We start from the raw sequence: 25,473 nt of genomic DNA on the forward strand, positions 1-25,473 counted from the left end.
TTGTCCTATTCCAGTATGATAATAATCGATATAGAAATTAAATATTTGTTTATAGGTGAAAATATACTATAAAGTGAAGCTTGAATCAGCGGGGTTTTCTTCATCCCATTGTAGAAATTCGTGATGACCATTAAGGCAAATGTGAGCACAAAAAAAGACATTTGGAATATGGCTACTCCAAATGCCCTTCGTCACATGCATAGACCCCCTATAGGCCAGTCTTGCAATTATTATATTGTCTCTCTTTATTTGCAACTAATAAATAATCGAGTGCACTCATTCTAGTAAGCTTATGAGTAAATTTTATAGCATCTGCTTGAGAGTCGAACATAAAGTTTTCGAGTTCGTCTGTTGGTATATATTGATCAGCGATTTTTCGTTTTAATTTTCGTACAGATAAAGTGTGTGAATCCTCTTCATATAAAATAATAGCACCCACATTTCGGTAAAGCGTCTGGTCAATCGTTGCGACAACTTTCACATTTGATCCTTTGAATTCTGTTAAATCTATTTGCATGTATTTACCAACCTCCTCTAAACTTACATTCTATCTCCCTATATAATTGTCCTTCTTTTTCAGTAGTATTCCCTGGATATTTAATCCAAAAAACTCCACTCTAAAAGTTCATCACCATAAGGTGTGGCTGATTTCCGTTCCGGCTGGGCGCTTTGTTGCTGTCGCTTCGCTTTCGCACAGTAAAAAAATTGTTGCTGTCGCTTCGCTTTCGCACAGTAAAAAAAATTGTTGCTGTCGCTTCGCTTTCGCACAGTTAAAAAATTGTTGCTGTCGCTTCGCTTTCGCACAGTAAAAAAAATTGTTGCTGTCGCTTCGCTTTCGCACAGTTAAAAAAATTGTTGCTGTCGCTTCGCTTTCGCACAGTTAAAAAATTGTTGCTGTCGCTTCGCTTTCGCACAGTTAAAAAATTGTTGCTGTCGCTTCGCTTTCGCACAGAGCAAAGCTTCCTGGGGGCGTCCGATGAGCCGCTCTAAACTATGAGTTGTTGTGAGCAGATTTCAGCCCTAGCTCAGCCTCATGTGAAACTGGCGCTCTTTTTAGAGAGAAAATAGCACAGCCTAAAGCACATAAAACTAAAATGGCACCGAAGCTAGCTAAGTGCGTAGCCGATCCTGTAACAGCAAACATAGCTCCACCAACAGCTGACCCAATGGATATACCGATTTGTAATGCAGCTGTATTTAAGCTTTGTTGAATATCAGATGTTTTTGGATCAGCTTGTATTAAATAACTTTGTAATGGAGGTGTAAGTGCCCAGCTAAGTGCACCCCATAAAACTGTTACGACTAAAAAGAGTGGTAAAGCAATAATCGTGTAAGGAATACTAAATAATACAACAGCAAATGTAGCTACAATCAATAGAATGGCTTTACCAGTACCAATTTTGTCACTTAGCCAACCGCCTAAAGCATTCCCACTGACAGACGCTATTCCGAAGATTAAATAACAGATACTAATCCAAGAAGCACTCATATCAAATGCTTCTACTAAAAATGGTGTGAAATATGCATAAAGCATATAATGACCAGCCAGCATAAATAGTGTTGTTAATTGTGCACTTAAGATTTTTAAATTCGCTAGTGATTTAATTTGAGCCTTCAATGGAACAACTTCCACAACTGGCATTTTTTCAAGAAGTAACGCAATAAGAATCATTGATACAGTTGAAAGAAGCGCTATTCCTAAAAATACAGCTCGCCATCCAAATGCTTCTGACACAAATATCCCCATCGGCACACCGATGACAAGTGCAGAACTTACACCTATGAAAACAAGTCCTAAAGCTTTTGCACGATGTCTTGGTTCAACAATTTTTGTTGTAATTGTTAAGGATAAGACGATAACCAATGCAGTACTCATTGCCGTGAAAATTCTAGCAATCATGACAATCAAGAATGTCGTACTAAAATACGTCATAACATTACCTAAAGTAAAAATAAATAAAGAAATAAGATAAAGGCGCTTCCTTTCCACTTTTGCAGTTAACGATAAAAGGACAGGCGCAGATATTGCATAGACGAGAGCAAATATTGTAATTAATTGTCCCGCTGTTGCTAAGGACACATTTAAATCGTCTGCAATCGTTGGCAATATACCACCTACAATTAATTCCACCAATCCTACCGCAAAGGTAGTAATGGCAAGAATATATACTCTCCAATTCATAGTAATCACCCTTCTGTTACACTTTCATTTTTGCAGGGAGATAAAAGAAAAAAATCCTGACTACAAAAATGAAGCAAAATTTTTGTAGTCAGGATTTTATGGTTCCTGGTAGAGACCCTCAATCCATATTATTGAGGTTATACAGATCAAATATTCACGTTAGCTATAGTAGCATATTGAATATTGCATGACAACAATTTTTTATTATTCTCTCTCTTCCTTGTCACCCATAAAGTCGGTTCACTATAGCACTTTCAATCATTGAAGTGCAAACGCTTACCTAAAAAAAATGATTTTATAAGAGAGAAATTTTAGATTTTACTTATATTTTTTAAAGTTTGACCATACATACTAATATAACAGAACATTGCGAGGTGATTGTTTGCGAATATTAGGTTTAGTATGCTATTTTTTATTGTTGTTTTATGGTGTTGAACCAGTAATAGAAGAGCTCACAATCGATAAACAAGCAATCATTTCTACTAGTCTGAGCGAACAGCAAATCCCCATAAAAGAAACTGTTGAAAATTCAACAGTTTGTATCTATTACCCCACTTATAAAGTTTGTAAAGCATTATCAGCGAACTAAAAAAGTGAAAAAAAGAGGAAACTCTTTTTTTCACTAAAAGTCAATTTATTTTACTTTGAACCGATATGGAAACGATTAAATGGATATACTGTTAATTTAGCTTCACCATAGATGGCATCTTTAGAAATCAAGCCATAATGGCGGCTATCAGAACTTCTTAAACGGTTGTCCCCAAGTACAAAATACTTACCTTCAGGAACCTTTTTTTCATTTACTAATTGCTCTAACGTGAAATTTTCTGTAATACGTAATTGATTAGGATCATCTGTTTGACGATTCACATAATCTTCTTTATAAGCTTTGCCATTTACATACAAAACATCGTCTTTCATTTCAACAGTATCACCTGGTAGGCCAATCACTCGTTTAATATATAGTTCATCTTCTGTTGGTGATTGAAAGACAATTTGATCAAAGCGTTCAATTTTACTCATTTTACTTACAATAATAATATCTTTATCATGATAAGTTGGGTACATAGAAGCCCCTTGCACTTTAATCGGTGCAAATAAAAATTGCTTACAGCCTAAAACAACTATAGCTGTAATCACAATAATTTTAAGATAAGATATTATTTCTTTTTTGAAACTTGATTTCTCTTGTTGCATGCTCATTCCCCGATACTGTTTTTTTATAGTATAACATTTTCTACAGTATATTGACGAATTAATCACATAAATTGTTCCAAATTCACAAAAATGACTCATCACCATAATGTGAGGTTAATTTCCATTCAACTAGACGTTTTCCTAGGGCGTGGGATGGCCCACTTCTCTTGATATCCAGGGTCTCATCTGTGTCAGGTCAGGTACAAGGGAAATCTGATCGGGTCAGACCTAAATCTGCTCATACATTTCAACAAATGCCATCCCTGATTTTTGGTAACGACCACAAAAATAGACAAAGCTACTTAGCTTTGCCTAGATGCATTTTATTCTTTTGTTTTTCGAGTATGAATGGTTACTTTGCGTAGTAGAGTGATGCTGCTATTAATTAAGTCGACTGCTAAACCAATACCTGCACGTAATGCAACTACTAATAAAATTGTGCCTATAATCAACACAATCACTCCCTCAACCATTTCTAATAAAATTATACACCCGTTTTCCGAAATTTCAAACATCCCATGAAATAAAAAAACCATTCAACTAGGCATGCACCCTACCTGAATGATTTTTTTATTTTTTACATGAAAATTTTTAAACACAATAGTTGTAAATGTCGCATAGCTGAACTGACTCGACTTTTTTGAACCTTACGCTTAGGCACATAGCTTTGCATGCAATTGTTTACAGCTGTATACCTAAGCACCTGGGTCCTCCCATTCATTGATCTCCCTCCCTTCATTGTCAAAAGTTTTACAGCTATCATACTCAAATTGTCATTCTATAGTATTTATTGCAAACTGGCTTTTAAATCCAATTTTATTTGTTCTAGCTCTGTCTCTTTAGGGATGAAATACCATATGTTGTTAATCCTTTTACCATCTCCCTCTTTAAACGATAGCTGCTCAATATTACCATCCATTTGTTTATAAATACTTTGTAATTGGATTAAGTCCTTCATCGAAAAATTCATACGAACATTTTCTCCTACTACATCAAGCATATCTGTAGCCTTTAATAATATAGATGGTGTTGAGGCTTTTTTCAGAACCGCTTCAATAATTTGTCGTTGTCGAATTTGACGACCGAAATCACCACGTGGATCTTCATAACGAATACGTGAAAAAATCAGTGCATTTTCACCGTCTAAAGTGATCTCACCCTTCGGATAATGGTAGGAGTTATAGGTTAAATCCATGTCATTATCAATCGTTACCCCACCAATTGTGTCGATAATTTGCAGGAAGCCTTCCATATTAATAAACACATAATAATCAATTGGTATATCTAAAAAATGCTTTACCGTGTTGACCGCCATTGGGACGCCTCCAAATGCATAGGCATGGTTGATTTTATCGACGGAATTATGGCCAATAATTTCAGTACGAGTATCTCGGGGTATACTGAGCATTTTCATCGTGTGTTTTTCAGGATTTACCGTAATGACTATCATCGTGTCTGAACGGCCACTATCATTTTTACGTTCATCCACACCAAGCATTAACACTGAAAACGGGTCCTTTTTCGTAACTATTTTTTGATCTTCATTTTCAGCACCTGTTGCTTCAATTAATGGTGTATTTATTTTATTCATCGTTTTTTGGATTGTATAATAAGCAGTACCTATAAAAATTAAAAAAATTGTTAATAAGCTACCTACTATCCATAGCCAAATTTTCTTCTTGCTCTTTTTTTCCTTAGAGCGTTTCATATTTTTTTCCATACATAAGTCCTCTCTTGCAAAAAAATTTACCACTCTTTTTGACGTTTTAAGTTGGAAAAAAGTTAATATAGTCTAATTATATGCATATTGGACGAAAAAAAGACGTACACTAGTATGTACTAAATGCATGATATTTTATTCCTTTATTTGTGAATCACCTTCATTATTTGGTGTCAGCTAAATTTAAGACAAAGAGCCTTATATGATTCCACTATACGAGGTGGGAATCTTTTGTAGCTGATGTTTCACTTTCGCAACAAAAACATTTGTAAAAAAATTAAATAACAATAGCAAAAGGCTCAAGAAGCTTTACATTTTATTAAAAGTCAAGAGTTAAAGTAATGCACTTAATATTTCAGGATTTTATATACAATGTGCAACATTATAATATGCTAATTTTAAGCTGAACTAATTTTGATATTAGTTCAGCTTATCTATCTGTTATTCAACTAATGGAGCGGTTTAGTGGAAAAAATTACATATATGAAATAAGGCAATATATTGTTAAGATTTTTTAGGTCAAACATTCTATGGGGGAATTTCCATAACAAAGGGATATTGTTTAAATATTTATATTTAGGAAGGATAAAAATGAAGCGTTATATTCATTATTTAAGTTACCCTATACACACTTGACTTCGTGCATTATTATTTTATTTGAAAAATAGGTGAATTAAATGTCAATAGTCGTAACGTTTGCAGAAATATGTATACCAATTTTTTATCTTTATCAAATTATCTTTTATTTCTTTTTCAGAAAAAAAGAACCTAAAGAATCTTCTTTAAAGCATTATAAATTTACCTGTGGGATGAATTTCTTGATTTTTTTCGCGACTATTCCAGTAGCGTTTATAATGGGTGTTTTGGGAAATGATAGCGGAGAATACGGGATGATTTCATTTCTTTTAAGTTTTTCATTCATCTCTGGTTTACCATTTCTATTCTTCATTTGGTCATTAAGAGATTTTCTGATTTTACATAAGGAAGCAACAAATAGATACATAGACTGATGAAAAATGCATGGGGATGTAGTCAATGAATCTTTATTTTTAGGATTCCCATTTGTTATAGTAATATTTTCTCTATTAGGGTTTATTATTTTAGCGTATGAATATTATAAAACATTCAAAGATAAGGGTTAACTTGAAAATGGATTGTTGAACTATCGGAGGCTTTACTTGAAGACCGAGCTGCTTAGACAGCTCTTTTTTCTTATTGTACTAACGGAGCTGTTTAGTTGAATAATAAGGAGTAGAAGGTTATTTTAAATAGATATACAAAAGTGGGATTTTAAATTTCATCACTATATTGAATTGATATCTGAAAGATAATGTTCAGCTTTACGTATTGGAAGGAGGAGCATAGTTTTGAAATTTATAGGAATAATCATTCTAGGTGGCTTATTTCTTCTTTTATTAAGTTTCATCTACATAATTATTAGTGTAGTGTTGCGAAATAAAAAAGAAAAGTAAATCTGGTTATTTTAATAGATTTGAATTATTTAATGGCTTCGCAAATACTGTGTTTTAGATGTTATGTTGGTTTATGTAATCAGAATTTCACTGCACAATATGAGGAAATTAATAAGTAGGGTTATGAACTACTTACTGCGAATACCAAAGAATTTGTGAAGAATCATACTTTAACTAACGGGGGCGATTGTTCAATTTGAGCAATAGCCCCCGTTAGCCATCTATGTAGCGCAAAACCAGTGCTACACCACAGAATATGAAAGATGTTTAAGTTCTTTTATGGGAGTTTAATAAGATAAGCAAATCTAATAAAGAATAGTACATACTTATGATACGATTCACCTTAATGTAGTTAGTTTCCATTTTCTATATATATCCTTACCAGCGATTCATAGCTATTTTCGCCCAGACAACGTATAATAAGAAAAGCAGAAGAAGAATTCATTTTTCCTCTAGTTAAAAAAAGAGGTGCAATTACTTGAAACAATTTGAAACAGCATTACCTGAGCAGTATGAAACATTAAAAAAACAGGCCAATTATACGTCTAGCTGGCGAGAGCGTTTAGACGCAGTCGAAATGTTATCGGCTTATCAACATGACAAAATCATAGATTTATTAAAAAATCGTATGCAGCATGATACTGTCCACAAGGTGCAATTAGCAGCCTATGAAGCACTCGCGGCGTTTGGTGAGGACGTAGAGAAGCCATTACCTGCACGTTTTGATATTATCAAAGGCACAGACAAAATTTTCCTGCGGGTGAAAAAGAGCTTGCCGAAGGACCATACAGTGGCAGACTTTGCGGATAAACTAAAACGTATGCGTTTAGATGTCTTTGATGCGTATGAAGGCGACAAAGGTGTAGAATTTATGAACTGGTTAGAGGAACGTTGGGCAAAACTATAATCAGTAGTTTTGCGATTTATGAAGGAAAGTCATTCTCTCCGCTTGTGGAGGGAATGGCTTTTTCTTATCTTACGCTGCGGTTCCCCGTAATGTATCTATATGAGGTTCTTTTGAAACCAATTCGCTGATTAACTCGCTGGGATGTAAAAACTATAGGCTCTGTTAAACACAATGGTTGATTTTATTAGAATCCATTGAAAAGCTAGTTTCGTCTCTTCTTTTAAAATCAACACAAGCTCCAAGATAATGATAAACAATCAAATACACAGAGTATTATAATATTAAAAAAGTATAAGTTAAATAGTAAGTAAAGAATTTATTGAATTTAATCCATCAAGTACTTGTTTAACTTCAATATTTTTCGACCAATCTTCATCTTCGATTTCTACACGATTATTAACTACAAGCCATAAGTTAAGCTATGGCTGTGCAGCCGCTCTACTAAAACCTATTAACTCTTACTCCTCAAGGTGAATCATATTTACCATTCCTACAAATTGAACCTTCTTTGGCTTTCTAATATGGGCTTCCTTTACTGCTGGTTAAACAAAGTACTATTCCGGCTGGCGGTGTTTGGGGAGATGCTGGACAGCTTGTTTCTTTCACTCCACTTATCTGGTTTTCAAATACTACAACAGTAGATGACTTTTTTGATAGCGTACAATGGTACGAATCCTTACAAAACTGGACAGGACAAGTTCGAAGTGGTTTCCTCATTCAGACACAACCTGAATACAAATATACTTGTGATAAATAAGCAACGAAAAAAAGGAGACTTTGAGAAATGAAGCTCAAAGTCTCCTTAGAATATCAGCATTCTATCTAGTTCTTATTGAAAAGTAGCCAAAGGTTTGTCCTCTATGCTTATTTCAATTTAACCCCTGTAGAAATCTCTTACTTTACTAGACCGTGTGGGTCGATGACGAATTTTCTGGCAGCCCCTTTATCAAAATCTTGATATGCCTTTGGAGCTTCGTCTATTGATATTACTGTAGCATTAACAGCTTTCGCAATTTGAGCTCTTCCACTCAAAATTGCCGCCATTAAATCGCGATGATATTTCATAACAGGTGTTTGACCAGTTACAAAAGTATGTGCTTTAGCCCATCCTAAGCCAAGACGAATTTTTAATGTACCAATTTTTGCATCCTCATCAATTCCACCAGGGTCCCCGGTTACGTAAAGACCCGGTATACCTAAACGTCCTCCAGCACGTGTTATTTGCATAATAGAATTTAAAACAGTAGCAGGTGCTTCAACTGTATTAGCTCCATGTGCAGATGCTTCAAATCCTACACAATCTACAGCACAATCTACTTCAGGTGCTCCAAGTATTTGGTCGATTTGCTCTCCTAGGTTTGAATGATTTCGTAAATTAACTGTTTCGCAACCAAAGCTTCTAGCTTGAGCTAACCTTTCTTCATTTAAATCTCCTACAATTACTACAGCGGCTCCTAGTAACTGAGCTGAATGAGCAGCAGCGAGACCAACCGGACCTGCACCTGCGATATACACAGTTGATCCCGGTTTCACACCTGCACTTACGGCACCATGATATCCAGTTGGAAATATATCTGAAAGCATTGTTAAATCTCTAATTTTCTCCATTGCTTGGTCTTTATCAGGAAATTTTAATAATTGGAAGTCGGCATATGGCACCATTACATACTCAGATTGACCTCCAACCCATCCTCCCATATCGACATAACCATATGCTGAACCAGGACGATCTGGATTTACATTCTCACAAATATGAGTATTCCGCTCCTTACAGCTACGGCACCGACCGCAAGCTATATTAAATGGAACAGAAACTAAATCACCTTTTTTAATAAATTCAACATCTCGGCCTACTTCAATCACTTCTCCTGTAATTTCGTGGCCTAGGACTAATCCTGTCGGAGCTGTAGTTCTCCCCCTCACCATATGCTGATCGCTTCCACAAATATTAGTTGTTACTACCTTTAAAATAACACCATGATCACATTTGCGTCCTACATTAAGTGGATTTACCCCTGGTCCATCTCGTAAAACCAAATCTGGAAAACCAATATCTTGCACTTCTACTTTTCCGGAGCCCATATAGGCCACAGCTCTATTTCCAACCACTTGCAATCCCTCCCCTATATCATAAATTCATACAATCTATATATATAGCCACTTTGTCCTAATCATTCCTATGAAAAATAATATTCGTTCAAATTATTCATTTCTTGTTTAACGAAATGGCTCTATCTCTCACGTCTATTTCTCTACTTTACAATTGAATTCACCCATTTCAATTAAGTAGAGATTTTTTTTCCTTGCAAACTGCATATGAACTAAAAAAAGAGAGTTAGTCCATAAAGAACTGACTCTCTTCTTTTAGTTCATACTATTAGGTCTATTTTTTCTATTTAATCAACGCTCCACTAAATGAATAGAATCTCACTTACTTGTGGTACGGTTCATCGAAACTACTATTAAATTGTATTACTTCTTTTCTTTGATCATCTATCTTTATTGTTTAATGATAAAACAAACACCTTATTAAACTAACATGCACCGTTAGTTGAAGAAGAATCCAGTCCACAACTCTTAAGTCCTGACACCTTGTAAATAAAAAACCACCTCGTATGAGATGGATACATCTTTCTAGCTATTCAATTAAACCAGCTAATAGGTTGTCAATATCTATTTGTAAAATGGCACTTTTCTTTATGTTATACTGTTTTTGGGCATACCAAATAAACCTCCAAGTGTATTGTGGAAGGCTTTTCATCTAATGGTCAATATAATAAATTAAGATAAATCAAGGAAAACTTCTTTCCTCTTTAATAAAGCATATATCCATTGAAGAAGTTTATTAATACAAGCAACTATTACCTCCAAGTAGTATTATAGCTTCGCTTGTTATACGAGATCTAAGTCCCAACCAGCCTCAAACATATTTCTACAAGTAGGGGGTGAACAGTTTAGTTGACGGGATCAATGTCCCCCCCCCCCGTACGTTCTACCCTGGCTACTGATAGATTAAATCTAAATAAAAAAAGTTCAACCAGAAAGTTCTGGCTGAACTATATAATACGAAAGCACCCATTAGTACAATAAGAACCTGGTATTCGCCCTTTCTGTGTTTCCATTCCAAGTGAATACTATATATTTCTCAAATCTATATTCTCTATATATTATAGAGTTTCTATCTATATTTTTAGCCAAATTAAAGGCTTATCTATAGATTTTTCAAAATAATCATCTATTGGTTTATTTCTACTTCGTTCTTTTTCGTTATTTTTCGTATTGCATATACGACTACCAACAAAAGAGGTAAAAAAAGTCCGATTGATAATGTTAAAGAATTACCCGTTGTATCGTCAAAATATTTTTGGTAGATGATATTAGGATAAATCACGAGAGAAAGGATAACGGCAATCATGCCTAACGGTAATGTTAAAGGGCGGTAATCTTTCAAATTCAGAATTTGTGCCATCCCTAAAACGGAAACGTAAAAATATATGGTCGTCTTAAAATAGAGAGTGATAATCCAAAGCGATGCCATTAATCCCTCAATACGCTGTATAAAATTCCCGATATTTATCTTTTTGGTCAATTCATAGCTTGGATAAATCTCTCCTGCAGTTTTCTCAGAACCTAATACTGTAACACACAAAAATGTAATAACGATGATGACGATGCCGCCTATTAAGTTTCCAATTAAAAAAGTTTTTTTACCTTGTTTCATTTTATTAACAAAAGAAGGAAAAATCATTAAGAAAACAACGGCATTTACTGAAGATACTATAACATAAAACATGGATGATTGAACGATCTTTTTTGTCCCCATCTCATATACAGGCTGTATGTTTTCAAACTTTATTTCAGGTGAAATACACACTACTAAAATGAGAAAAAAGACGAAGAACACGACAATTAGGATTTCTGCAGTACGAGCGAAAGTTTCCAATCCAAGACGGACTCCCATCACCACAATCCCCGCCATAAGAATATTAAGGACTACCATTGGGGTATTCGGCAGCATATGGATGTTTAGAAATATCCCAAAATAATACAAAAGTTCTGAAGCATAAAGTAGAGTTATAAATACAAAAAAAGCAGAAATGGCTTTACCTATCCATCTTCCAAATAGTTTTTCAATGATTTGGACATAAGTGAGGTGAGGGAACCAATTTGCTATAGTGATGAATAGCCATACGACTAATAAACCGATTCCTGTACCAATTATAGTGGAAATCCAGGCGTCTTGCTTTGCGTCGGTTGCTAATGCTGATGGTACAGTTAAGATGCTCGTACCAATCGTAAATAAAATAACTAAAACTAGAAATTGGTAAGAATTTATTTTAACGTCTTGCATCATTCATATCAGACCTTCCCCTCTACACACTGTGCTTTTATTTCAACAAAAGAGAAATTAAGTCATTAAGTGGTTTAAAAATAAAAGTGAGTAAATCAAATGGATTTGGAATAGATTTTTCAAATCCAAAAAGTGTAATACTTAGACCTACCCCAATTGCAAGAAGAATTAAAAATACAAGCAACTCTTTTTTATATTTTTTTTCCAAGAGAGGTGGAACTTCAATCCACAGAATAACTGCTGCAATCAGTAATATTCCCATAGTTTTTATCATAATTATTTAACCTCTATCTTTTTTAAGAAGGAATTACCTTCTGTACCCGTGTGTACAAGTTTTACGTCAACTTTAACATTCGCTGTCATCTCAGAGAACTCCTCATCCCACTGCTCTTTGATCTTTTTCCATTCTTTCGGATTAGATCGATGAATGGCTTCACCAAATCCAAATATATCTGACTTATATTGTTTTTGTGCCGTTTCAATGGTCAGCATAATGGTCTTTTCTAACTGTTTTTCAGTATTTTTCTCTAGCTCAACAATTGTTTTTTGGTCATTAAGATTAATTTGACACTCTACTTCCTCAACGTTTCCTTTTACTTTAATATTGACATCCACTTCAGGCTTACCTTTGTTTATATTGCCTTTCATTTTAGAATCCGATTGAATAATCTCTAAAGTGGCTTCCCCCCCTTTAGGACAAGATATAGCAGTTACAGAATTATGCACTTTGTTGAGTATAGCATTATACCCTCTGCTTTCTCGTTCAGTTAACCAGCCCACCAGTTTATCTTTTTTAAACACTGCTAAATCATCATATTTAATTTGCACAGAAGGAGTAATCGATTCCACATTCTGTTTATTTGATCCCTTTTCTAGTTCTCCTTTTACTAGAATCCCTGTTAATACAGATTCCTTTCCAGCACTTGTAAGACTGGCTATCAACTCATCTAATGTAAAGCCGTTTGTTGAAGTCGAGGTAGCTTCTGGCGTTTTAAGCGTGTTAAACATTTCATTGGCGGGTATATTTTCAATCGTTGTTCTGACATTCAGCAATTCCTCTGCGGTCTTATCCTTAGCAATAGCAACATAGAAATCAGATCGAAGTTCCCAATATCTTGACAATAACTCTAAGGATTTGGCTATGCCTTCTTCAGCTAAATCCTCACCCAGCACAAGCATTCGAAGATGTCCAGTATATACTTCCCGGGGCGACTCTTTTGTTATTTTTTGTAAGGCTTCAAATACCGTTTCTCCGTTCTCCTGATACAGGATGACTGGTGTACGCCCAGTACTTGTTTTCGTGGATACTTCCGAAGGTACAACCACTTGAGCAGTTACTCTGTATTCATCTTCTACTTTATCGATTCCCATTGCCAACACAATGCCAATCTCATTTAATTCCCTCTTGTCCCAACACCCCGTAAGAAGGGGGATCAGAATCAGGAAAACAAAAATGCACTTTTTCATCGTTTAACCCCCTTCAGACTCCTTATTTTTTGGTGGTTCTGGCTTTGCAGAGGCTGAATTTTGTTGCCTAACGGTATTTTGTTGATTGATTAGAGGAGGTCGAGTAAACATTTTCCATATAGGCAAGCGAATAAACGTATCCTTTTGATTGGAAAGATTAAATGGACCTAGTGAAGACATATAAGGCACACCAAAAGAACGCAAACTACATAAATGCAGAAGTAGAGCGATTAAACCAATCGTTATTCCTAATAAACCAAAAGAAGCAGCTATTGCCATAAACCCAAAGCGTAGTATCCTGCCAGAGATAGCTAAGTTGTAAGCTGGAGAAACGAAACTAGAAATGGCAGTTATTGAAACCACGATTACCATCGCAGCAGAGATTATGCCTGCTTCAACCGCTGCTGTTCCAATTACAAATGCCCCTACAATAGAAATGGCTGAACCGATGCTTCGTGGCATTCTTAAACCTGCTTCACGCAAGATTTCAAAGGTGACTTCCATTATGATTGCTTCAACAAATGCCGGAAATGGAGCACCTTCTCGTTGGGCTGCCAGACTTATAAGGAATCCAGTAGGTAGCATTACATGATTAAAAGTTGTGACCGCAATAAATATTGCAGGTGCAAGCATTGAAATCCCAAATGCAAAAAAACGAAGGATTCTAATAAGACTTGCAATACCCGAACTTAGATAGTAGTCTTCTGAAGATTGAAAAAATTGCACGAATAATGCTGGAACAATAAGGACAAATGGTGTTCCATCTACCAAAATGGCTATGCGACCTTCCAATAATGCTGCAGCTACTACATCCGGACGTTCTGTATTATATATGGTTGGAAAAGGTGTATAAGGTGTATCCTGAATCAATTCCTCGATATTTCCACTTTCAAGAATTCCATCAATATCTATTTTATCCAAACGTAAACGGACTTCTTTCACTATTTTGTCATTCGCAATTCCTTTGATATACATCATGGCAACATTCGTTTTCGTGCGTTTTCCAATAACTTTTGATTCCATCCAGAGATTCGGATCTTTCAGTCTTCTACGAACTAAGGCGGTATTTACACGCAAATTTTCAGAGAATCCTTCACGTGGTCCTCTTACTACCACCTGGGCTGATGCTTCCGTTACTCCACGTTCAACCCAATGCTTATTGGAAATGATTAAGCCTTGGGCATATCCATCGATTAAAATAATCGTATCCCCCGATAAAAGACCAGAAAAAAGCGCTTCAAAATTAGTTAGTTCTTTAATTTCTCCTACTGTCATAGCAGAATCTATTAATACGCTAATCAGATTTTGATCAGGAGATAGCTTTTTCTGTATTTCGGTCCCTTCGATATCTAGCATGAGCGTTTCTAAAATAAAATTTTGTAATGAGGTAGTATCGGTTAATCCATCTGTATAGATAATACCTGCTTTAATAGTTTCTTCTTTTCCAAATCGAATTTCTCGAATGATAATATCCGAGCTTTTCCCAAGGGAATCCTTTATTCTTTGTAAATTTTCTTGAAGATTTGTTTTTAATTCATTTGTTGAACTTGTCTTCAACATTTGGCTAGTTGAAATAGAATTGGAATGTAATTTAGAATTACTTTTCTTTTTGAAAAAGCCCATAGACTACCTCACTTACTGTTTATTTTTTTGTACTTACATATAATTTTGTTTATTACTTTGCTAGTTAGGAATATATTTGATTGATCCGTGAACTTTTCTATTAAGCATGTTGATGTTATATAGATTAAAACTCCTTTTAACAGAAAAGTCATAAAACACATCTAATTTGTTCTAGAAAATAAATGATACTACTTTTATTAAAATAGCAAGATGTTTTCGACAAAACTTCTATTTAAGGGACAAAAAAAGTAATGTGACAATATAGTTTTGACCATGAAAAACTTTGAAATTTAATTCATGACAATCAAACTTAATTGGCCCCTACCCATATATTTATTTAAAGACGATAACATACAACTTTAAGTTATTTATGAAGAATGGGTAAAGCTTCAAAAAAGTGGTGATAGCCCCCGTACGTTCTACCCTGGCTACTGATAGATTAAATCTAAATAAAAAAAGTTCAACCAGAAAGTTCTGGCTGAACTATATAATACGAAGCCCCCGTTAGTTTAAGTGTAATACTTCACAATTCCCTTCAGAGTGAACCCCTGCTACTTAATCAAGAACCTCTCCCCTTTTTCATCAAATGTATGCTTAAAATCAAATGCAAAAGGAGTTGGACCATGCTGAATATAATAGTTGTATCTCTTAAATGCTTCCTCCCATGAGACATCCTTCACCTTTTCTGTCCACCAAACTACATAAGAAAGGTGTTTCTCTGGATATTGCTCCATCCATTTGCTTCTATCTCGTAATGCTTGTATATGCTGTCCCGAATAGGTAAAGCGATATAAGGATTGAAGATTTCTCCATACTGTAAGAGTAAGAATAGGTGAACCATTTCCCTTTACGGTTTCTTCAGGGAAAGGGACTCCTACAGGTGAAAATGCCTCTATAAGTCCTGATTTAGTTGCCTGACGATATACTTCATTTCCCACTTGATAAAATTCACGAGAGCTAGGGTGGTCATAGGGGTGGTTTAGCCTACCAACAGTAAAGATTGAAACTAATGCCATAATCAGCCCTCCATCTATAGTCTGTTTATAGATATATTTCTAATAAAAGTGCGAAATTCCTTCTTCTACTATCCTGCAACGTTAGTTGAAGAAGAAAAAGATGGGATCTCTGTGGAATCCCATCTTGAAGTAAAGCACCCCGTTACTTGAAGAACATCTAAAGTGTCCCCTTAAATTTCTCTGGTTTTTCTACATAACTTTCAATTATTAACCCACATTCTGTACAAATAATATATTCAACATCATACCCAAAGCTTAACTTATTATATGGAATCATAACTGAATAACTACTATGTTGATGACCTTTCCCCAATTCTTTTCCACCACATTTAGGGCATTCTGTTACTTTCGTAGTATGTTTCATTTGTAAACCTCCACTTTGGTTTTATATAAATATTATTACGATGTTCTTTATGTAATTATGAATGAACAATAATTTGCTTTCATCTTGTTCAACTAAATTGCCCCGATAGTGAAAAAAGACTTACTTAACTTCAATTACAAAGTCATAACTCGAACTTCCTTTTTCCCAATGTGCAGAAACACTATAAATATAAACCCCTTTTTCTTTTGGCACTAATAGAACATTGTCATTTAATCGGACATTCTCCATTTCGTTTTTATTAAACCATATAGATGCGCTCAACGTATTTTCTAGTGGTTTACGATTAAATTCTATTTTTAATTCAGCTCCAGGTGATACAACAACAGGTTTAAGTTTTTGATGTTTAATAATATCTGGCGAGGAAATCTTATCAACACATTGAACGTTAATAAGCCCACCCCAACAATAAGAACCTTGTGCCACTTCTACAGTATTATTTTCAATAGTTATAGTTGGTTTAGGTGGTTTAAGGTTAAATACAAAATAAATCCCACCTACTAATACAACTACAGCTAACAAAGCAATTAATACCTTTTTCATACACTTCCCCCCATTGTTTCAAAAGACCCATATTCCACTAAACTGATCTTTCGTGGATCAACGCCCTTGTTAGTTAAAACTATAGAAGCAAACAAAAAGAGCAAACGCAGATCCAAGGAAAGATATGATTGCACTTATTTTTGGATTTGCTTCAGAAATACCTATCACTAACCCCAATAGACCTAAGAAAAATAACATATACGGCATTACTTGTTATTTTTAAGCATTCCAAATTATATCTTTAATCAATAGTAAAAGCTGAACTAATACAAAAATTAGTTCAGCTTAAAACAGCTTATTATAATGTTGCTCATTGTATACAGGATACTGATGTATTAACTGAATTACTTTGACTACTGACTGGATAGCCTTTTTGAACATCTGTACTTTATTTCAATGGAATATTCAGTTCAATATCTTTTCCAATAGGATTGTAGAAATAGTTTAAATATAATTTTGCTTTGCCATCATAATTTTCAAAGTTCTCCGTCTCATAAAGGTACTCCGCATCATCTGAGAACGAGCTACTTGGAGATTCTAACGTCGTGCCATCTGCTTTTACAGCACTATTAAAAAACGAATGTGCCCTTCTATAATCCCATTTCTTTGCAGCAACTGATACACTTTGCTGTGTTACAGAAATATCCCAATCCAAATAATCGGGCTTCGTGAGTACTTCTTTTTTACCAAAATCAACTTCGATAAAATCCTCGCCCTTTGGAACGGCATGAACAGCTCCAATTAATATTTTGAGTGAATCTGAATCATGGAAATAATTACTTTGCAAATATATCGTGAATTTGCCGGTGCGAATATCACCGCGTAATGACAAGCCATATTTAATGCCTTCTCTTCGCTCCCCATTTTCCGTCTCGACCGCAATATCATCAAGCGCTAAAATTTGCATCGTATTCGCTTCATCTAATTCAATATCGATTGCTGTTCTTAGTGGAGAACGGCGAATTTGTGTAATCGTAAATTTCTGACCACCGACGTCTACAATACGATTCGCAGTAATAATTTTTTCCTTTGCGATTTCGTTTTGTAGTGAAAACGGTATCGTAATTTCAATGTTCCCCTTATCTTTTTCATAAAAACGAAAAACCACTTTAAAATCCTTTGAAGCATAAGCGAAAGGCTTTGAAAAACCATAGTCAACTGAAGAAGAGATGCGCGTTTGATGTGATTGATGGCTTGTAAATGAACCACCGCCTTTAATTTCTTCGTCCCCTTGGAACAAATGAACTTCCTCCAAGTGTAATTCCGACATATCAAATGAGGCATCGGCGTCATAGTAAAGTACTAATCCCGTATTATCTGCAATTACGCCTTGCAATGTAAGCGATAGACCATTTTTAGACTGCGTCGTATTGATTTCTTCATAGTATCCATTGTCCACAATATCTTTTATCCCTTTATCTCTTACAACCGCTAATACAATTGATTGAAAGCCAGGAATTTTTGCAACATAGCTAGCAATCGTAGGAGAAACGCGAATAGAAAATAAAAAGCTTAGGCACAGCAAAAAGACTATTGCTACGGAAAAAATGCGCTTCTTTGTTCTTTTTTCTCGTTGAACTTTACGAAACATATCCATCCGAACTTGTTGAAGTTTCTCCTTTGGAACGTCAATCGGTAGTTTACTCATAGCCAGTCCTCCTTTTCTCCGGCGAAGTTTCTAAGCTTCTTTAGTATGTGATGAAGCTTAGACTTTACAGTACCCTCCGGAATTTGATTTAGCTCGGCAATTTCTTTGTTTTTTAGTTGCTGAAAATATTTCATATAGACGAGTTGCTGCTCCGACAAGGATAAATGTTCCAATAACCGCTCCATATCAGAGTAGATGACCCATTCAACTAGGTGATGTTCCTCAATTGAAACGGTTGGTTGGCGTTTTCGTAAATGGTCTTTACAACAATTGATTAAGRCGCGCACGAGCCATGTTCTGGCATATTCGTACTGTTTAACGGTATGCATTTTTTTCAGCGCCTTGTAAACTAGCTCCTGCATCACGTCTAAAGCGTCTTGCTCATTTTTCAGATATGTAAAAGCCATACGATATAAAATATCTTCATCCATTTCAATAAGTGAAAGTATCGCTTGATGATCCCCTCGAATAGCACGCTGTACGATTTCAAATTCCATCCTTTTCGCCTCCTTCCCTAATTAGACTCAGCGATGCTTCATTTCGTTCAAAAAATTTAAAAATTATTTAGGAATCCCGACATAAAAAATATAAGTACTTCTGAATACACACGACGAATAGCTGTATATCTTTGATGTTATGATCAGATATACAGCTACTTATTTTCCACAGGTCGATTGAATAGATGTTGACCAGGGCATGTACTTATTTAAAATAATTTATCTTGAATCAGCAAATACAGTGCAATTTCATCATCACAAAATCGAACTAGCGAGATTTTTACTTTTATCGTCTTTGTACATGCTCATACAAGTATTAAGCTTACATTTCATTTGCAATCTGTTTAACAATTTCATCAATAGTTGGGATAGCCGAAGTATTATTGGCCTGTGTCAAAATGCTAAAGATATACCACTTACCACTTTTTCCTTTTACATAACCACTCAAAGAATAGGTTCCAGAAATATAGCCTGTTTTAGCAGATACACTATAGCCCTTCATACGATTTTCTAAAGTTGCACCAACGAGGCTACCCTTTTTTCCTGCATGTGGTAATGCATCTAAATATGAGTTATACCAGGATTTACTTTGAACTTTATATAATAATAGACTTTCTTGTATACTACTTACTCGATTTTGATGACTTAATCCTGAACCATCTTCAAAATACCACTGATCCATATTAAGCCCACTATCATTACCGTAAGTTTGAATCGCTTGGATGCCAGCGGTCCAACTTCCTTCCCCAAGTAGCTCTCGCCCTAGTTGTTTTGTCAACATGTCTCCCATGCCATTAATGCTTAACTTTAAATATTTAAAGTTAATATCAGTTAATGGCTTTGAATACGAAATACCTACTCGCTGTGCATTTTTAGGTACCTTCCCAGTTTCTAGAGGCATTGATTGGATACCTTTGGCTACTAATTTTTCACGAAATACATCGAGTGTATACTGAGTTGGATTAAAAACAGTTACAAATATATTTTCCTGTGAACCTGCTGGTAAGTTACCAGTTACAATGATTCGATCTGCACCATATTCTCTTGTAATATTTACAGTGCTTTCCTCGCCCTTTTTAACAATTTTTGTTTTATTGACAACTGGAATAGTACTTGCAAACGGAACAAGCTGAACATTAGCCGTAGTGCCAACCTTTAAGCCTGTCACTTCCACTTGCACAGTTGCAATATCATATTGATCATTTGGCGAAATCGTTAATGCCGAAATACGGGAAGCATAAGATTCAGCCTCTTCTTGGGGTACAATCCCCTTCGGTAAACGATCTGCATCAAACCAAGTATCATCTCCGATTAAGGAACCCGTTATTTTCAAGATACCCATTTCTTTCAATCCATTAGCAAACGATTCTAAATGATTAGGTAAAAGTGTTGGATCTCCTCCACCCTGTAAATAAATATTACCGTTAAGTACACCATTTTCAATTGGTCCATCGATATATGTCTTCGTAGCAAAGCGATAATCAGGTCCTAATAAATCCAATGCAGCAGCACTAACTAAAAGCTTATGCGTAGAAGCAGGGCGTATCATTTTTTCACCATTATTATCGTAAAGCACATTCCCTGTTTCTAAATCTCGTACGGTAATGCTATACTCGTTGGTCTTCCAATTTTCCGCAATGACACTATTCACTTTTGCTGTCATCGTTTGCACACTAGAACGTGCCTTCTTGACAAAAGTGATGGGCAAGTAACAGAGCATTATAATCATCATTAAAAGAATAATTTTCTTTTTCATAGACCCTCCGATTGGAAAATTTCTACTTTTCACGCTTTTATTCTACGGAAAAAATTGACATTTTACAATAAAACTCTTTTTTATTTTACAAAGAATAATGTGTCATCTTTTTTATTCGACAAGAATAAACTGTAATAGCTAGCTAAATCATTTCGGGAAAGGAGTTGTTTATAAATGGGTGCTAAATGGATAAAGATTTCAGTTTTATATTTAGTGATTGTTTTGGCCTTTGGACTGTTTATGCATTATACAATTCAACTCGAATGGACGGCGACACACGCACACATCGGTGTAGTAGGTTGGTTGACAACTGGTTTAATCGGTTTAATTTATTCCATATATAAAGATGCAGCCGAGACAGGACTGGCCAAAGCACAATTTTGGTTCTACAATCTCGGATTGCCGTTCCTCTTGGTCGGTATGATGATGGTTCATATAGATGTACCGAACTGGTTATTTGAGCTCTTTGTATCTGGTGGCGGTATCGCAGTGGCAATTTCAGTGCTGTTCTTTTTTGTCAATGTCTTTAAAAATGTAAAATCTTAAATAGAAAGCCCCACTTTTTTCGAAAAGTGGGGCTTCATTTATACTGTAACCATTCAAATTATTATTGCAATGAATTCGCCTGCATTTGATACATTTTTTCGTAAATGCCGCCCTGTGCTAAGAGCTCATCATGTGTACCACGCTCAACAATCTTACCTCGATCTAAGACAAGAATACGATCTGCATTTTTTATAGTAGAAAGTCGGTGAGCGATAATGAATGTTGTACGTCCTTTTTTCAGTACATCCATCGCATGTTGAATAATCTCCTCTGTTTCCGTATCTATATTAGAAGTAGCCTCATCTAAAATTAAAATAGCCGGGTCAAAGGCAAGCGCACGCGCAAAGGAAATTAACTGACGCTGTCCAGATGACAGTGTGCTCCCCTTCTCAATAACAGGCTCATCATAGCCATTTGGCAAGTTCGCCAAAACCCTTTCCCCACCAACTGCCTTTAATGAAGTTTCTATTTTTTTACGTGAAATTTTAGGATTATTCAGGCTGACGTTCGAAGCAATAGTACCTGTAAATAAGTATGGATCCTGTAGAACAATACCCATATGTTCACGCATAGTTTGACGAGGAACAGAAGTGATATCAATTCCATCAATCGTAATTTTTCCTTTAGATGGGTCATAGAAACGGAACAATAAATTCATAATAGAACTTTTCCCAGATCCTGTATGACCAACTAAGGCAATGGTTTCACCTTGGTGTGCTTCAAATGATAGGTTCTTCAATACGTACTCATCATTTTTATAAGCAAAGGAAACATCTTCGAACGCTACATTTCCTTTATATCTAGGCAAGCTTTTTTCAGATACTGGCTCCCCGTTAATATCTAACACCTCAAAGACACGCTTTCCTGCAACAAGTGAGCGCTCAAGCTGAGAGAATTGATTGACAATATTCGTTATCGGATTAAATAATCGCGTTAAATAATCAACAAAGGCATATAATGTCCCCGCAGAAATAACTTCCGTTGCCGTAAATGACTGTGTACCAAAGTAGAAAATAAAGATCGTAAACATAAGAAGTCTTAATGTATTAACAAGGTTGAAGGAAGTTGCAGAATCAAGGAAAAGCAGCTTGCGTTCATATGCATAATGCTCATTATTCATGTCATCAAATTCCTTCGTCATTTGCTGCTCACGACGGAATGCTTGAATAATCGTCATCCCTTGAATCGACTCATTAATCATTGCGTTAATATCGGCTATTTTCGTTCTAATAACATCATTATATTTCGAAGCCACTTTACGGTATAAGATCATCCATAAATAAACAACTGGTACCATACCCAATGCTAGGAGTGCCATTTTCCAATTTAAAATGAAGAGTGCGATATAAACACCCGCAATAGAAATTAAACTCGTGGCGAAGTTTGACAGTACTTGAACATATAAATTACGAACAGCCTCGGTATCATTCGTGACACGGGCTACAATTTTCCCTGCTGGTAAATTATCGAAGTATTGAATTGGCAATGTTTGAATATGCTCAAATACATCTTTACGTAATTTTTGTACGACACGATTGGCACCCATTTGTAAATAGATATACATAAAATAGCGCAAAACAGCTGTAGCTATTGCTAAAAGTAAATAGACAAGTAATAGCCAAGTAATTGGTTTTAATTCAATCCGGCCAATTGTCATGTAATTATCAATGATATGCTTCGCAATAAACGGCCCAACAAGCTCCGTAAAGACGGCGATTGTTAAGAAAAATAGTCCAAGTAGTATCGGCTTTTTGAAATACATTGCATAGCGTGTTAAACGTTGACTCGTACTCATGAGGCACCTCCTTCTAGCTGCTGACGGTCAAATTGCTCTTTATACCATCCTTGTTGTGAAAGAAGCTGCTCATGTGTTCCCTGCTCTACAATTTGGCCTTCATCTAGCACGATAATTAAATCGGCGTGCTGAATTCCTGATAAACGATGAGTTGTAATAATCGTCGTTTTATCTTGTCGTTCTCGCTGAATATTCTCAATAATTCTTGCCTCTGTTTTGGCGTCTACAGCAGAAAGCGAGTCATCAAGCATTAAAATTTCAGGGTCTTTAATAAGAGCACGCGCAATTGAAACACGTTGCTTTTGACCACCTGAAAGAGATACACCCTTTTCACCAACAAGTGTCTCTAAGCCCATTGGTAAATTTTTTAAATCCTTTTCAAAGTATGCTGCACGAACCGCCTGCTGCAATTCAGACTGTGTAGCATCTTCTTTCCCAAATAAAATATTTTCACGAATAGTACGTGAGAATAGAACATGATCCTGTGGAACATAACCAATCCAGTCGAGTAACTGCTCCTTCGTTTGTGCAGTAATATCGACTCCATCAATCGATAGCTGACCCTCGCCAATTGGATACTCACGTAATAATTGTCGTAGGAAGGTCGTTTTACCCGCTCCTGTTTTACCAACAATCCCAAGTGTTTGCCCCTTTTTCAACGACAACGAAATTTCCTGGAGATTTTTCACCTGACTCATCGGATATTGGAATGTTAAATCATCAAAGCCAATCGCATTTGGCGTCATAATCGTTTGTGGATTCACAATATTCCGAACATCTGCCTCATAGTTTAGCGTTTCCTGTACACGATCAAGAGAAGCGTTTCCTTGCTGCATGACATTTATAAGTTCCCCAATTGCAAATATTGGCCAAACTGCTAGCCCCAAGTAAACATTGAACGTTACAAGCTGCCCAACTGTCATAGCCTCAGTCGCTACTAGATGGGCACCATAGCCAAGCGCTACAACATAACTAATCCCAGTACCGACCTTTGTAATCGGTCCGAATAAGGCGTTAATTTTTGCGGTATGCATATTTTTTTCATACACAATCTCGCTCATTTCCGCAAAATTTGATTCGTCCTTTTTTTCTTGTACGTATGCCCGTACAACTCGCACACCTGCAACCGACTCTAGAACACTATCATTCAGCTCTCCAAAAACATCCTGCGCCTTCATATAGCGTTCATGCACAATTTTCCCTAAATATTGAATAAGGATGGCCATGATCGGCACTGGCAGCATTGCAAAAAAAGTAAGCTTCCACGAAATCATAAAACCCATGGCAAAAATAATAAAGCCCATGTAGATTGTGGAGTCAATCAGTGTCATAATCCCGAAGCCAGCCGTCAACGACACTGCGTTTAAATCATTCGTCGCACGTGCCATTAAATCTCCGGTACGGTTTTTCTCATAAAACGTTGGTGTCATACGCAAAAAATGCTGCATAAGATTTCGACGTAAAATTTTCTCTAGGTTAATAGCCCCTTCAAACAATCTGAATTGCCACACAAAATTAAGGACATAACCCCCAATCATGATACACACAAAAATCAAAATATACTTCGTTAAAAGAGCTGATGTCATTTCTCCAGCAGTCAATATATCAATAATTGACCCTAGTAAATACGGTGGAACAACTTCTAAGCCACTTGCTATCATTAATAGCAAAACGGCTATTGTATATTGCTTCCAGTATTTTTTAAAAAACCAGCTTAATTTGCTTAAAACATCAAACATACATTATAACCTTCTTTCTCTAGTGCTGTTAAAGCTGTGCTACCCACTATCCAGAAATACCTTGATGAAAATCATTTTTTGTACTTTGTTTCGCATACACATGCACTCCTTTTTTATGGTCACTACAACCCTTTTTTGCAACAAAAAAGACACATACCCCCAAAAAAGAGCATGTGTCTCTTCATAAAAGGCCAGGAGTTACCCATGCCCTTTATTTGTAACGCAAAATAAAAAAGTTAGAAGACATGGACAATGTATGCAGTTGTGCTTTGATATGGTACTGATACTGATAAAATTAACATCGTCATGTCCTCCTCTACTTAAGATTGTTATAGTGTTCTTGAAGATTATCACACTTTAGAAATATTTGTCAACCAACTAACTGTTATTTTTTACTTTTTTCAGGAAATAATTAACGCTTTAAAGCAGCGAATTGCTAAAATTACAATCTAAAAATAAATTAAACGGGGTACCTTAAATACTATAACTTTTTGTATTGACTTTCACGCTGCGTAAACCTTTATGGTTAGCTTGTATGAACTTAAAGGAGGAAGTAAACATGAATGAATATTATCAAATGCCCTTATTCGTAAAGTTAAAAGTAAGAAATATTGAAGAGTCTAAGAAATGGT

The 25,473-nt window shown here is 35.7% G+C and carries 25 protein-coding genes and 1 riboswitch; of the genes, 4 read left to right on the forward strand and 21 right to left on the reverse strand.

Going from position 1 to position 25,473, the window contains the following annotated elements:
- Positions 1 to 208 precede the first annotated feature (208 nt).
- From AC1DCY_RS18270 to AC1DCY_RS18285, 4 genes are all read right to left on the reverse strand, one after another.
- On the reverse strand, positions 209 to 517 hold the full coding sequence (locus tag AC1DCY_RS18270; RefSeq protein ID WP_477352454.1) for a hypothetical protein: 309 nt from the start codon (positions 515 to 517) through the stop codon (positions 209 to 211).
- An 80-nt stretch (positions 518 to 597) separates the two neighbouring features.
- The gene (locus AC1DCY_RS18275; RefSeq protein WP_477352456.1) at positions 598 to 804 is read right to left on the reverse strand and encodes a hypothetical protein; all 207 of its coding nucleotides are present in this window, start codon (positions 802 to 804) and stop codon (positions 598 to 600) included.
- Positions 771 to 950, reverse strand: coding sequence for a hypothetical protein (locus AC1DCY_RS18280; RefSeq protein ID WP_477352458.1), 180 nt, complete (start codon positions 948 to 950; stop codon positions 771 to 773). The genes AC1DCY_RS18275 and AC1DCY_RS18280 overlap by 34 nt, the downstream gene beginning before the upstream one ends.
- A gap of 41 nt (positions 951 to 991) precedes the next feature.
- A complete protein-coding gene (locus AC1DCY_RS18285) occupies positions 992 to 2,182 on the reverse strand; it encodes an MFS transporter (protein ID WP_477352460.1) in 1,191 nt (396 codons plus the stop codon).
- Positions 2,183 to 2,247: 65 nt separating this feature from the next.
- A riboswitch (purine riboswitch) is annotated at positions 2,248 to 2,347 on the reverse strand.
- Positions 2,348 to 2,564: 217 nt separating this feature from the next.
- Between AC1DCY_RS18285 and AC1DCY_RS18290 the strand changes: the two genes are divergently transcribed.
- Positions 2,565 to 2,771 carry a hypothetical protein gene (locus AC1DCY_RS18290; protein ID WP_477352462.1) on the forward strand — a complete coding sequence of 69 codons (207 nt, stop codon included), beginning with the start codon at positions 2,565 to 2,567 and terminating at the stop codon, positions 2,769 to 2,771.
- Between the two features lie 50 nt (positions 2,772 to 2,821).
- Here AC1DCY_RS18290 and lepB read toward each other — a convergent pair whose 3' ends face one another.
- The 3 genes from lepB to AC1DCY_RS18305 all read right to left on the reverse strand — a co-directional run bounded on the left by lepB (position 2,822) and on the right by AC1DCY_RS18305 (position 5,099).
- Positions 2,822 to 3,379, reverse strand: coding sequence for a signal peptidase I (gene lepB / locus AC1DCY_RS18295; protein WP_477352464.1), 558 nt, complete (start codon positions 3,377 to 3,379; stop codon positions 2,822 to 2,824).
- Positions 3,380 to 3,702: 323 nt separating this feature from the next.
- Positions 3,703 to 3,915 (reverse strand): hypothetical protein, encoded by a 213-nt coding sequence (locus AC1DCY_RS18300; RefSeq protein ID WP_477352466.1) that lies wholly within the window; start codon positions 3,913 to 3,915, stop codon positions 3,703 to 3,705.
- 251 nt (positions 3,916 to 4,166) lie between these two features.
- A complete protein-coding gene (locus tag AC1DCY_RS18305) occupies positions 4,167 to 5,099 on the reverse strand; it encodes an LCP family glycopolymer transferase (RefSeq protein ID WP_477352468.1) in 933 nt (310 codons plus the stop codon).
- A gap of 677 nt (positions 5,100 to 5,776) precedes the next feature.
- Here AC1DCY_RS18305 and AC1DCY_RS18310 point away from each other — a divergent pair.
- On the forward strand, positions 5,777 to 6,109 hold the full coding sequence (locus AC1DCY_RS18310) for a hypothetical protein (RefSeq protein ID WP_477352469.1): 333 nt from the start codon (positions 5,777 to 5,779) through the stop codon (positions 6,107 to 6,109).
- A 940-nt stretch (positions 6,110 to 7,049) separates the two neighbouring features.
- On the forward strand, positions 7,050 to 7,478 hold the full coding sequence (locus AC1DCY_RS18315; protein ID WP_477352472.1) for a HEAT repeat domain-containing protein: 429 nt from the start codon (positions 7,050 to 7,052) through the stop codon (positions 7,476 to 7,478).
- Between the two features lie 894 nt (positions 7,479 to 8,372).
- Here AC1DCY_RS18315 and fdhA read toward each other — a convergent pair.
- The 12 genes from fdhA to dacB form a co-directional block, all read right to left on the reverse strand.
- Entirely contained in the window at positions 8,373 to 9,587 is a 1,215-nt protein-coding gene (gene fdhA / locus AC1DCY_RS18320) for a formaldehyde dehydrogenase, glutathione-independent (RefSeq protein ID WP_477352474.1), read from the reverse strand.
- Positions 9,588 to 10,713: 1,126 nt separating this feature from the next.
- Positions 10,714 to 11,832 (reverse strand): GerAB/ArcD/ProY family transporter, encoded by a 1,119-nt coding sequence (locus tag AC1DCY_RS18325; RefSeq protein WP_477352476.1) that lies wholly within the window; start codon positions 11,830 to 11,832, stop codon positions 10,714 to 10,716.
- 34 nt (positions 11,833 to 11,866) lie between these two features.
- Positions 11,867 to 12,103 (reverse strand): hypothetical protein, encoded by a 237-nt coding sequence (locus AC1DCY_RS18330; protein ID WP_427424064.1) that lies wholly within the window; start codon positions 12,101 to 12,103, stop codon positions 11,867 to 11,869.
- 2 nt (positions 12,104 to 12,105) lie between these two features.
- Positions 12,106 to 13,296, reverse strand: a complete 1,191-nt coding sequence (locus AC1DCY_RS18335; RefSeq protein ID WP_477352478.1) for a Ger(x)C family spore germination protein — start codon at positions 13,294 to 13,296, stop codon at positions 12,106 to 12,108.
- A 3-nt stretch (positions 13,297 to 13,299) separates the two neighbouring features.
- On the reverse strand, positions 13,300 to 14,919 hold the full coding sequence (locus AC1DCY_RS18340) for a spore germination protein (protein ID WP_477352480.1): 1,620 nt from the start codon (positions 14,917 to 14,919) through the stop codon (positions 13,300 to 13,302).
- Positions 14,920 to 15,470: 551 nt separating this feature from the next.
- The gene (locus AC1DCY_RS18345; protein ID WP_477352482.1) at positions 15,471 to 15,935 is read right to left on the reverse strand and encodes a DUF3291 domain-containing protein; all 465 of its coding nucleotides are present in this window, start codon (positions 15,933 to 15,935) and stop codon (positions 15,471 to 15,473) included.
- Positions 15,936 to 16,092: 157 nt separating this feature from the next.
- Positions 16,093 to 16,299 (reverse strand): transcription initiation factor TFIIIB, encoded by a 207-nt coding sequence (locus AC1DCY_RS18350; RefSeq protein ID WP_477352483.1) that lies wholly within the window; start codon positions 16,297 to 16,299, stop codon positions 16,093 to 16,095.
- Positions 16,300 to 16,419: 120 nt separating this feature from the next.
- Entirely contained in the window at positions 16,420 to 16,860 is a 441-nt protein-coding gene (locus AC1DCY_RS18355) for a hypothetical protein (RefSeq protein WP_477352484.1), read from the reverse strand.
- A gap of 69 nt (positions 16,861 to 16,929) precedes the next feature.
- Entirely contained in the window at positions 16,930 to 17,067 is a 138-nt protein-coding gene (locus tag AC1DCY_RS18360) for a DUF3953 domain-containing protein (protein ID WP_477352486.1), read from the reverse strand.
- Between the two features lie 181 nt (positions 17,068 to 17,248).
- Positions 17,249 to 18,508, reverse strand: a complete 1,260-nt coding sequence (locus tag AC1DCY_RS18365; RefSeq protein ID WP_477352487.1) for a DUF4179 domain-containing protein — start codon at positions 18,506 to 18,508, stop codon at positions 17,249 to 17,251.
- Positions 18,505 to 19,005, reverse strand: a complete 501-nt coding sequence (locus AC1DCY_RS18370; protein WP_477352488.1) for a sigma-70 family RNA polymerase sigma factor — start codon at positions 19,003 to 19,005, stop codon at positions 18,505 to 18,507. The genes AC1DCY_RS18365 and AC1DCY_RS18370 overlap by 4 nt, the downstream gene beginning before the upstream one ends.
- A 322-nt stretch (positions 19,006 to 19,327) precedes the next feature.
- Positions 19,328 to 20,761 carry a D-alanyl-D-alanine carboxypeptidase/D-alanyl-D-alanine endopeptidase gene (gene dacB, locus AC1DCY_RS18375; protein ID WP_477352490.1) on the reverse strand — a complete coding sequence of 478 codons (1,434 nt, stop codon included), beginning with the start codon at positions 20,759 to 20,761 and terminating at the stop codon, positions 19,328 to 19,330.
- Positions 20,762 to 20,935: 174 nt separating this feature from the next.
- On the opposite strand from dacB, the gene AC1DCY_RS18380 reads away from it, so the two are divergent.
- Positions 20,936 to 21,307 carry a hypothetical protein gene (locus AC1DCY_RS18380; protein WP_477352492.1) on the forward strand — a complete coding sequence of 124 codons (372 nt, stop codon included), beginning with the start codon at positions 20,936 to 20,938 and terminating at the stop codon, positions 21,305 to 21,307.
- Positions 21,308 to 21,368: 61 nt separating this feature from the next.
- Here the strand turns inward: AC1DCY_RS18380 and AC1DCY_RS18385 are convergent, their stop codons facing one another.
- Positions 21,369 to 23,102: an ABC transporter ATP-binding protein gene (locus AC1DCY_RS18385; protein WP_477352494.1), complete on the reverse strand. Its 1,734-nt coding sequence runs from the start codon at positions 23,100 to 23,102 to the stop codon at positions 21,369 to 21,371.
- A complete protein-coding gene (locus AC1DCY_RS18390) occupies positions 23,099 to 24,841 on the reverse strand; it encodes an ABC transporter ATP-binding protein (protein WP_477352496.1) in 1,743 nt (580 codons plus the stop codon). Before AC1DCY_RS18390 ends, AC1DCY_RS18385 begins: the two co-directional genes overlap by 4 nt.
- Positions 24,842 to 25,473 lie beyond the last annotated feature (632 nt).

Source organism: Lysinibacillus sp. 10T31 (assembly GCF_056394365.1).

What these genes read in the sequence shown, in the direction of transcription:
- AC1DCY_RS18270 (WP_477352454.1), bottom strand. Translation starts at nt 517, where the DNA reads ATGCAAATAGATTTAACAGAATTCAAAGGATCAAATGTGAAAGTTGTC.
- AC1DCY_RS18285 (WP_477352460.1), bottom strand. Translation starts at nt 2,182, where the DNA reads ATGAATTGGAGAGTATATATTCTTGCCATTACTACCTTTGCGGTAGGA.
- lepB (WP_477352464.1), bottom strand. Translation starts at nt 3,379, where the DNA reads ATGCAACAAGAGAAATCAAGTTTCAAAAAAGAAATAATATCTTATCTT.
- AC1DCY_RS18300 (WP_477352466.1), bottom strand. Translation starts at nt 3,915, where the DNA reads ATGGTTTTTTTATTTCATGGGATGTTTGAAATTTCGGAAAACGGGTGT.
- AC1DCY_RS18305 (WP_477352468.1), bottom strand. Translation starts at nt 5,099, where the DNA reads ATGGAAAAAAATATGAAACGCTCTAAGGAAAAAAAGAGCAAGAAGAAA.
- AC1DCY_RS18310 (WP_477352469.1), top strand. Translation starts at nt 5,777, where the DNA reads ATGTCAATAGTCGTAACGTTTGCAGAAATATGTATACCAATTTTTTAT.
- AC1DCY_RS18325 (WP_477352476.1), bottom strand. Translation starts at nt 11,832, where the DNA reads ATGATGCAAGACGTTAAAATAAATTCTTACCAATTTCTAGTTTTAGTT.
- AC1DCY_RS18330 (WP_427424064.1), bottom strand. Translation starts at nt 12,103, where the DNA reads ATGATAAAAACTATGGGAATATTACTGATTGCAGCAGTTATTCTGTGG.
- AC1DCY_RS18335 (WP_477352478.1), bottom strand. Translation starts at nt 13,296, where the DNA reads ATGAAAAAGTGCATTTTTGTTTTCCTGATTCTGATCCCCCTTCTTACG.
- AC1DCY_RS18340 (WP_477352480.1), bottom strand. Translation starts at nt 14,919, where the DNA reads ATGGGCTTTTTCAAAAAGAAAAGTAATTCTAAATTACATTCCAATTCT.
- AC1DCY_RS18345 (WP_477352482.1), bottom strand. Translation starts at nt 15,935, where the DNA reads ATGGCATTAGTTTCAATCTTTACTGTTGGTAGGCTAAACCACCCCTAT.
- AC1DCY_RS18350 (WP_477352483.1), bottom strand. Translation starts at nt 16,299, where the DNA reads ATGAAACATACTACGAAAGTAACAGAATGCCCTAAATGTGGTGGAAAA.
- AC1DCY_RS18355 (WP_477352484.1), bottom strand. Translation starts at nt 16,860, where the DNA reads ATGAAAAAGGTATTAATTGCTTTGTTAGCTGTAGTTGTATTAGTAGGT.
- AC1DCY_RS18360 (WP_477352486.1), bottom strand. Translation starts at nt 17,067, where the DNA reads ATGCCGTATATGTTATTTTTCTTAGGTCTATTGGGGTTAGTGATAGGT.
- AC1DCY_RS18365 (WP_477352487.1), bottom strand. Translation starts at nt 18,508, where the DNA reads ATGAGTAAACTACCGATTGACGTTCCAAAGGAGAAACTTCAACAAGTT.
- dacB (WP_477352490.1), bottom strand. Translation starts at nt 20,761, where the DNA reads ATGAAAAAGAAAATTATTCTTTTAATGATGATTATAATGCTCTGTTAC.
- AC1DCY_RS18380 (WP_477352492.1), top strand. Translation starts at nt 20,936, where the DNA reads ATGGGTGCTAAATGGATAAAGATTTCAGTTTTATATTTAGTGATTGTT.
- AC1DCY_RS18385 (WP_477352494.1), bottom strand. Translation starts at nt 23,102, where the DNA reads ATGAGTACGAGTCAACGTTTAACACGCTATGCAATGTATTTCAAAAAG.
- AC1DCY_RS18390 (WP_477352496.1), bottom strand. Translation starts at nt 24,841, where the DNA reads ATGTTTGATGTTTTAAGCAAATTAAGCTGGTTTTTTAAAAAATACTGG.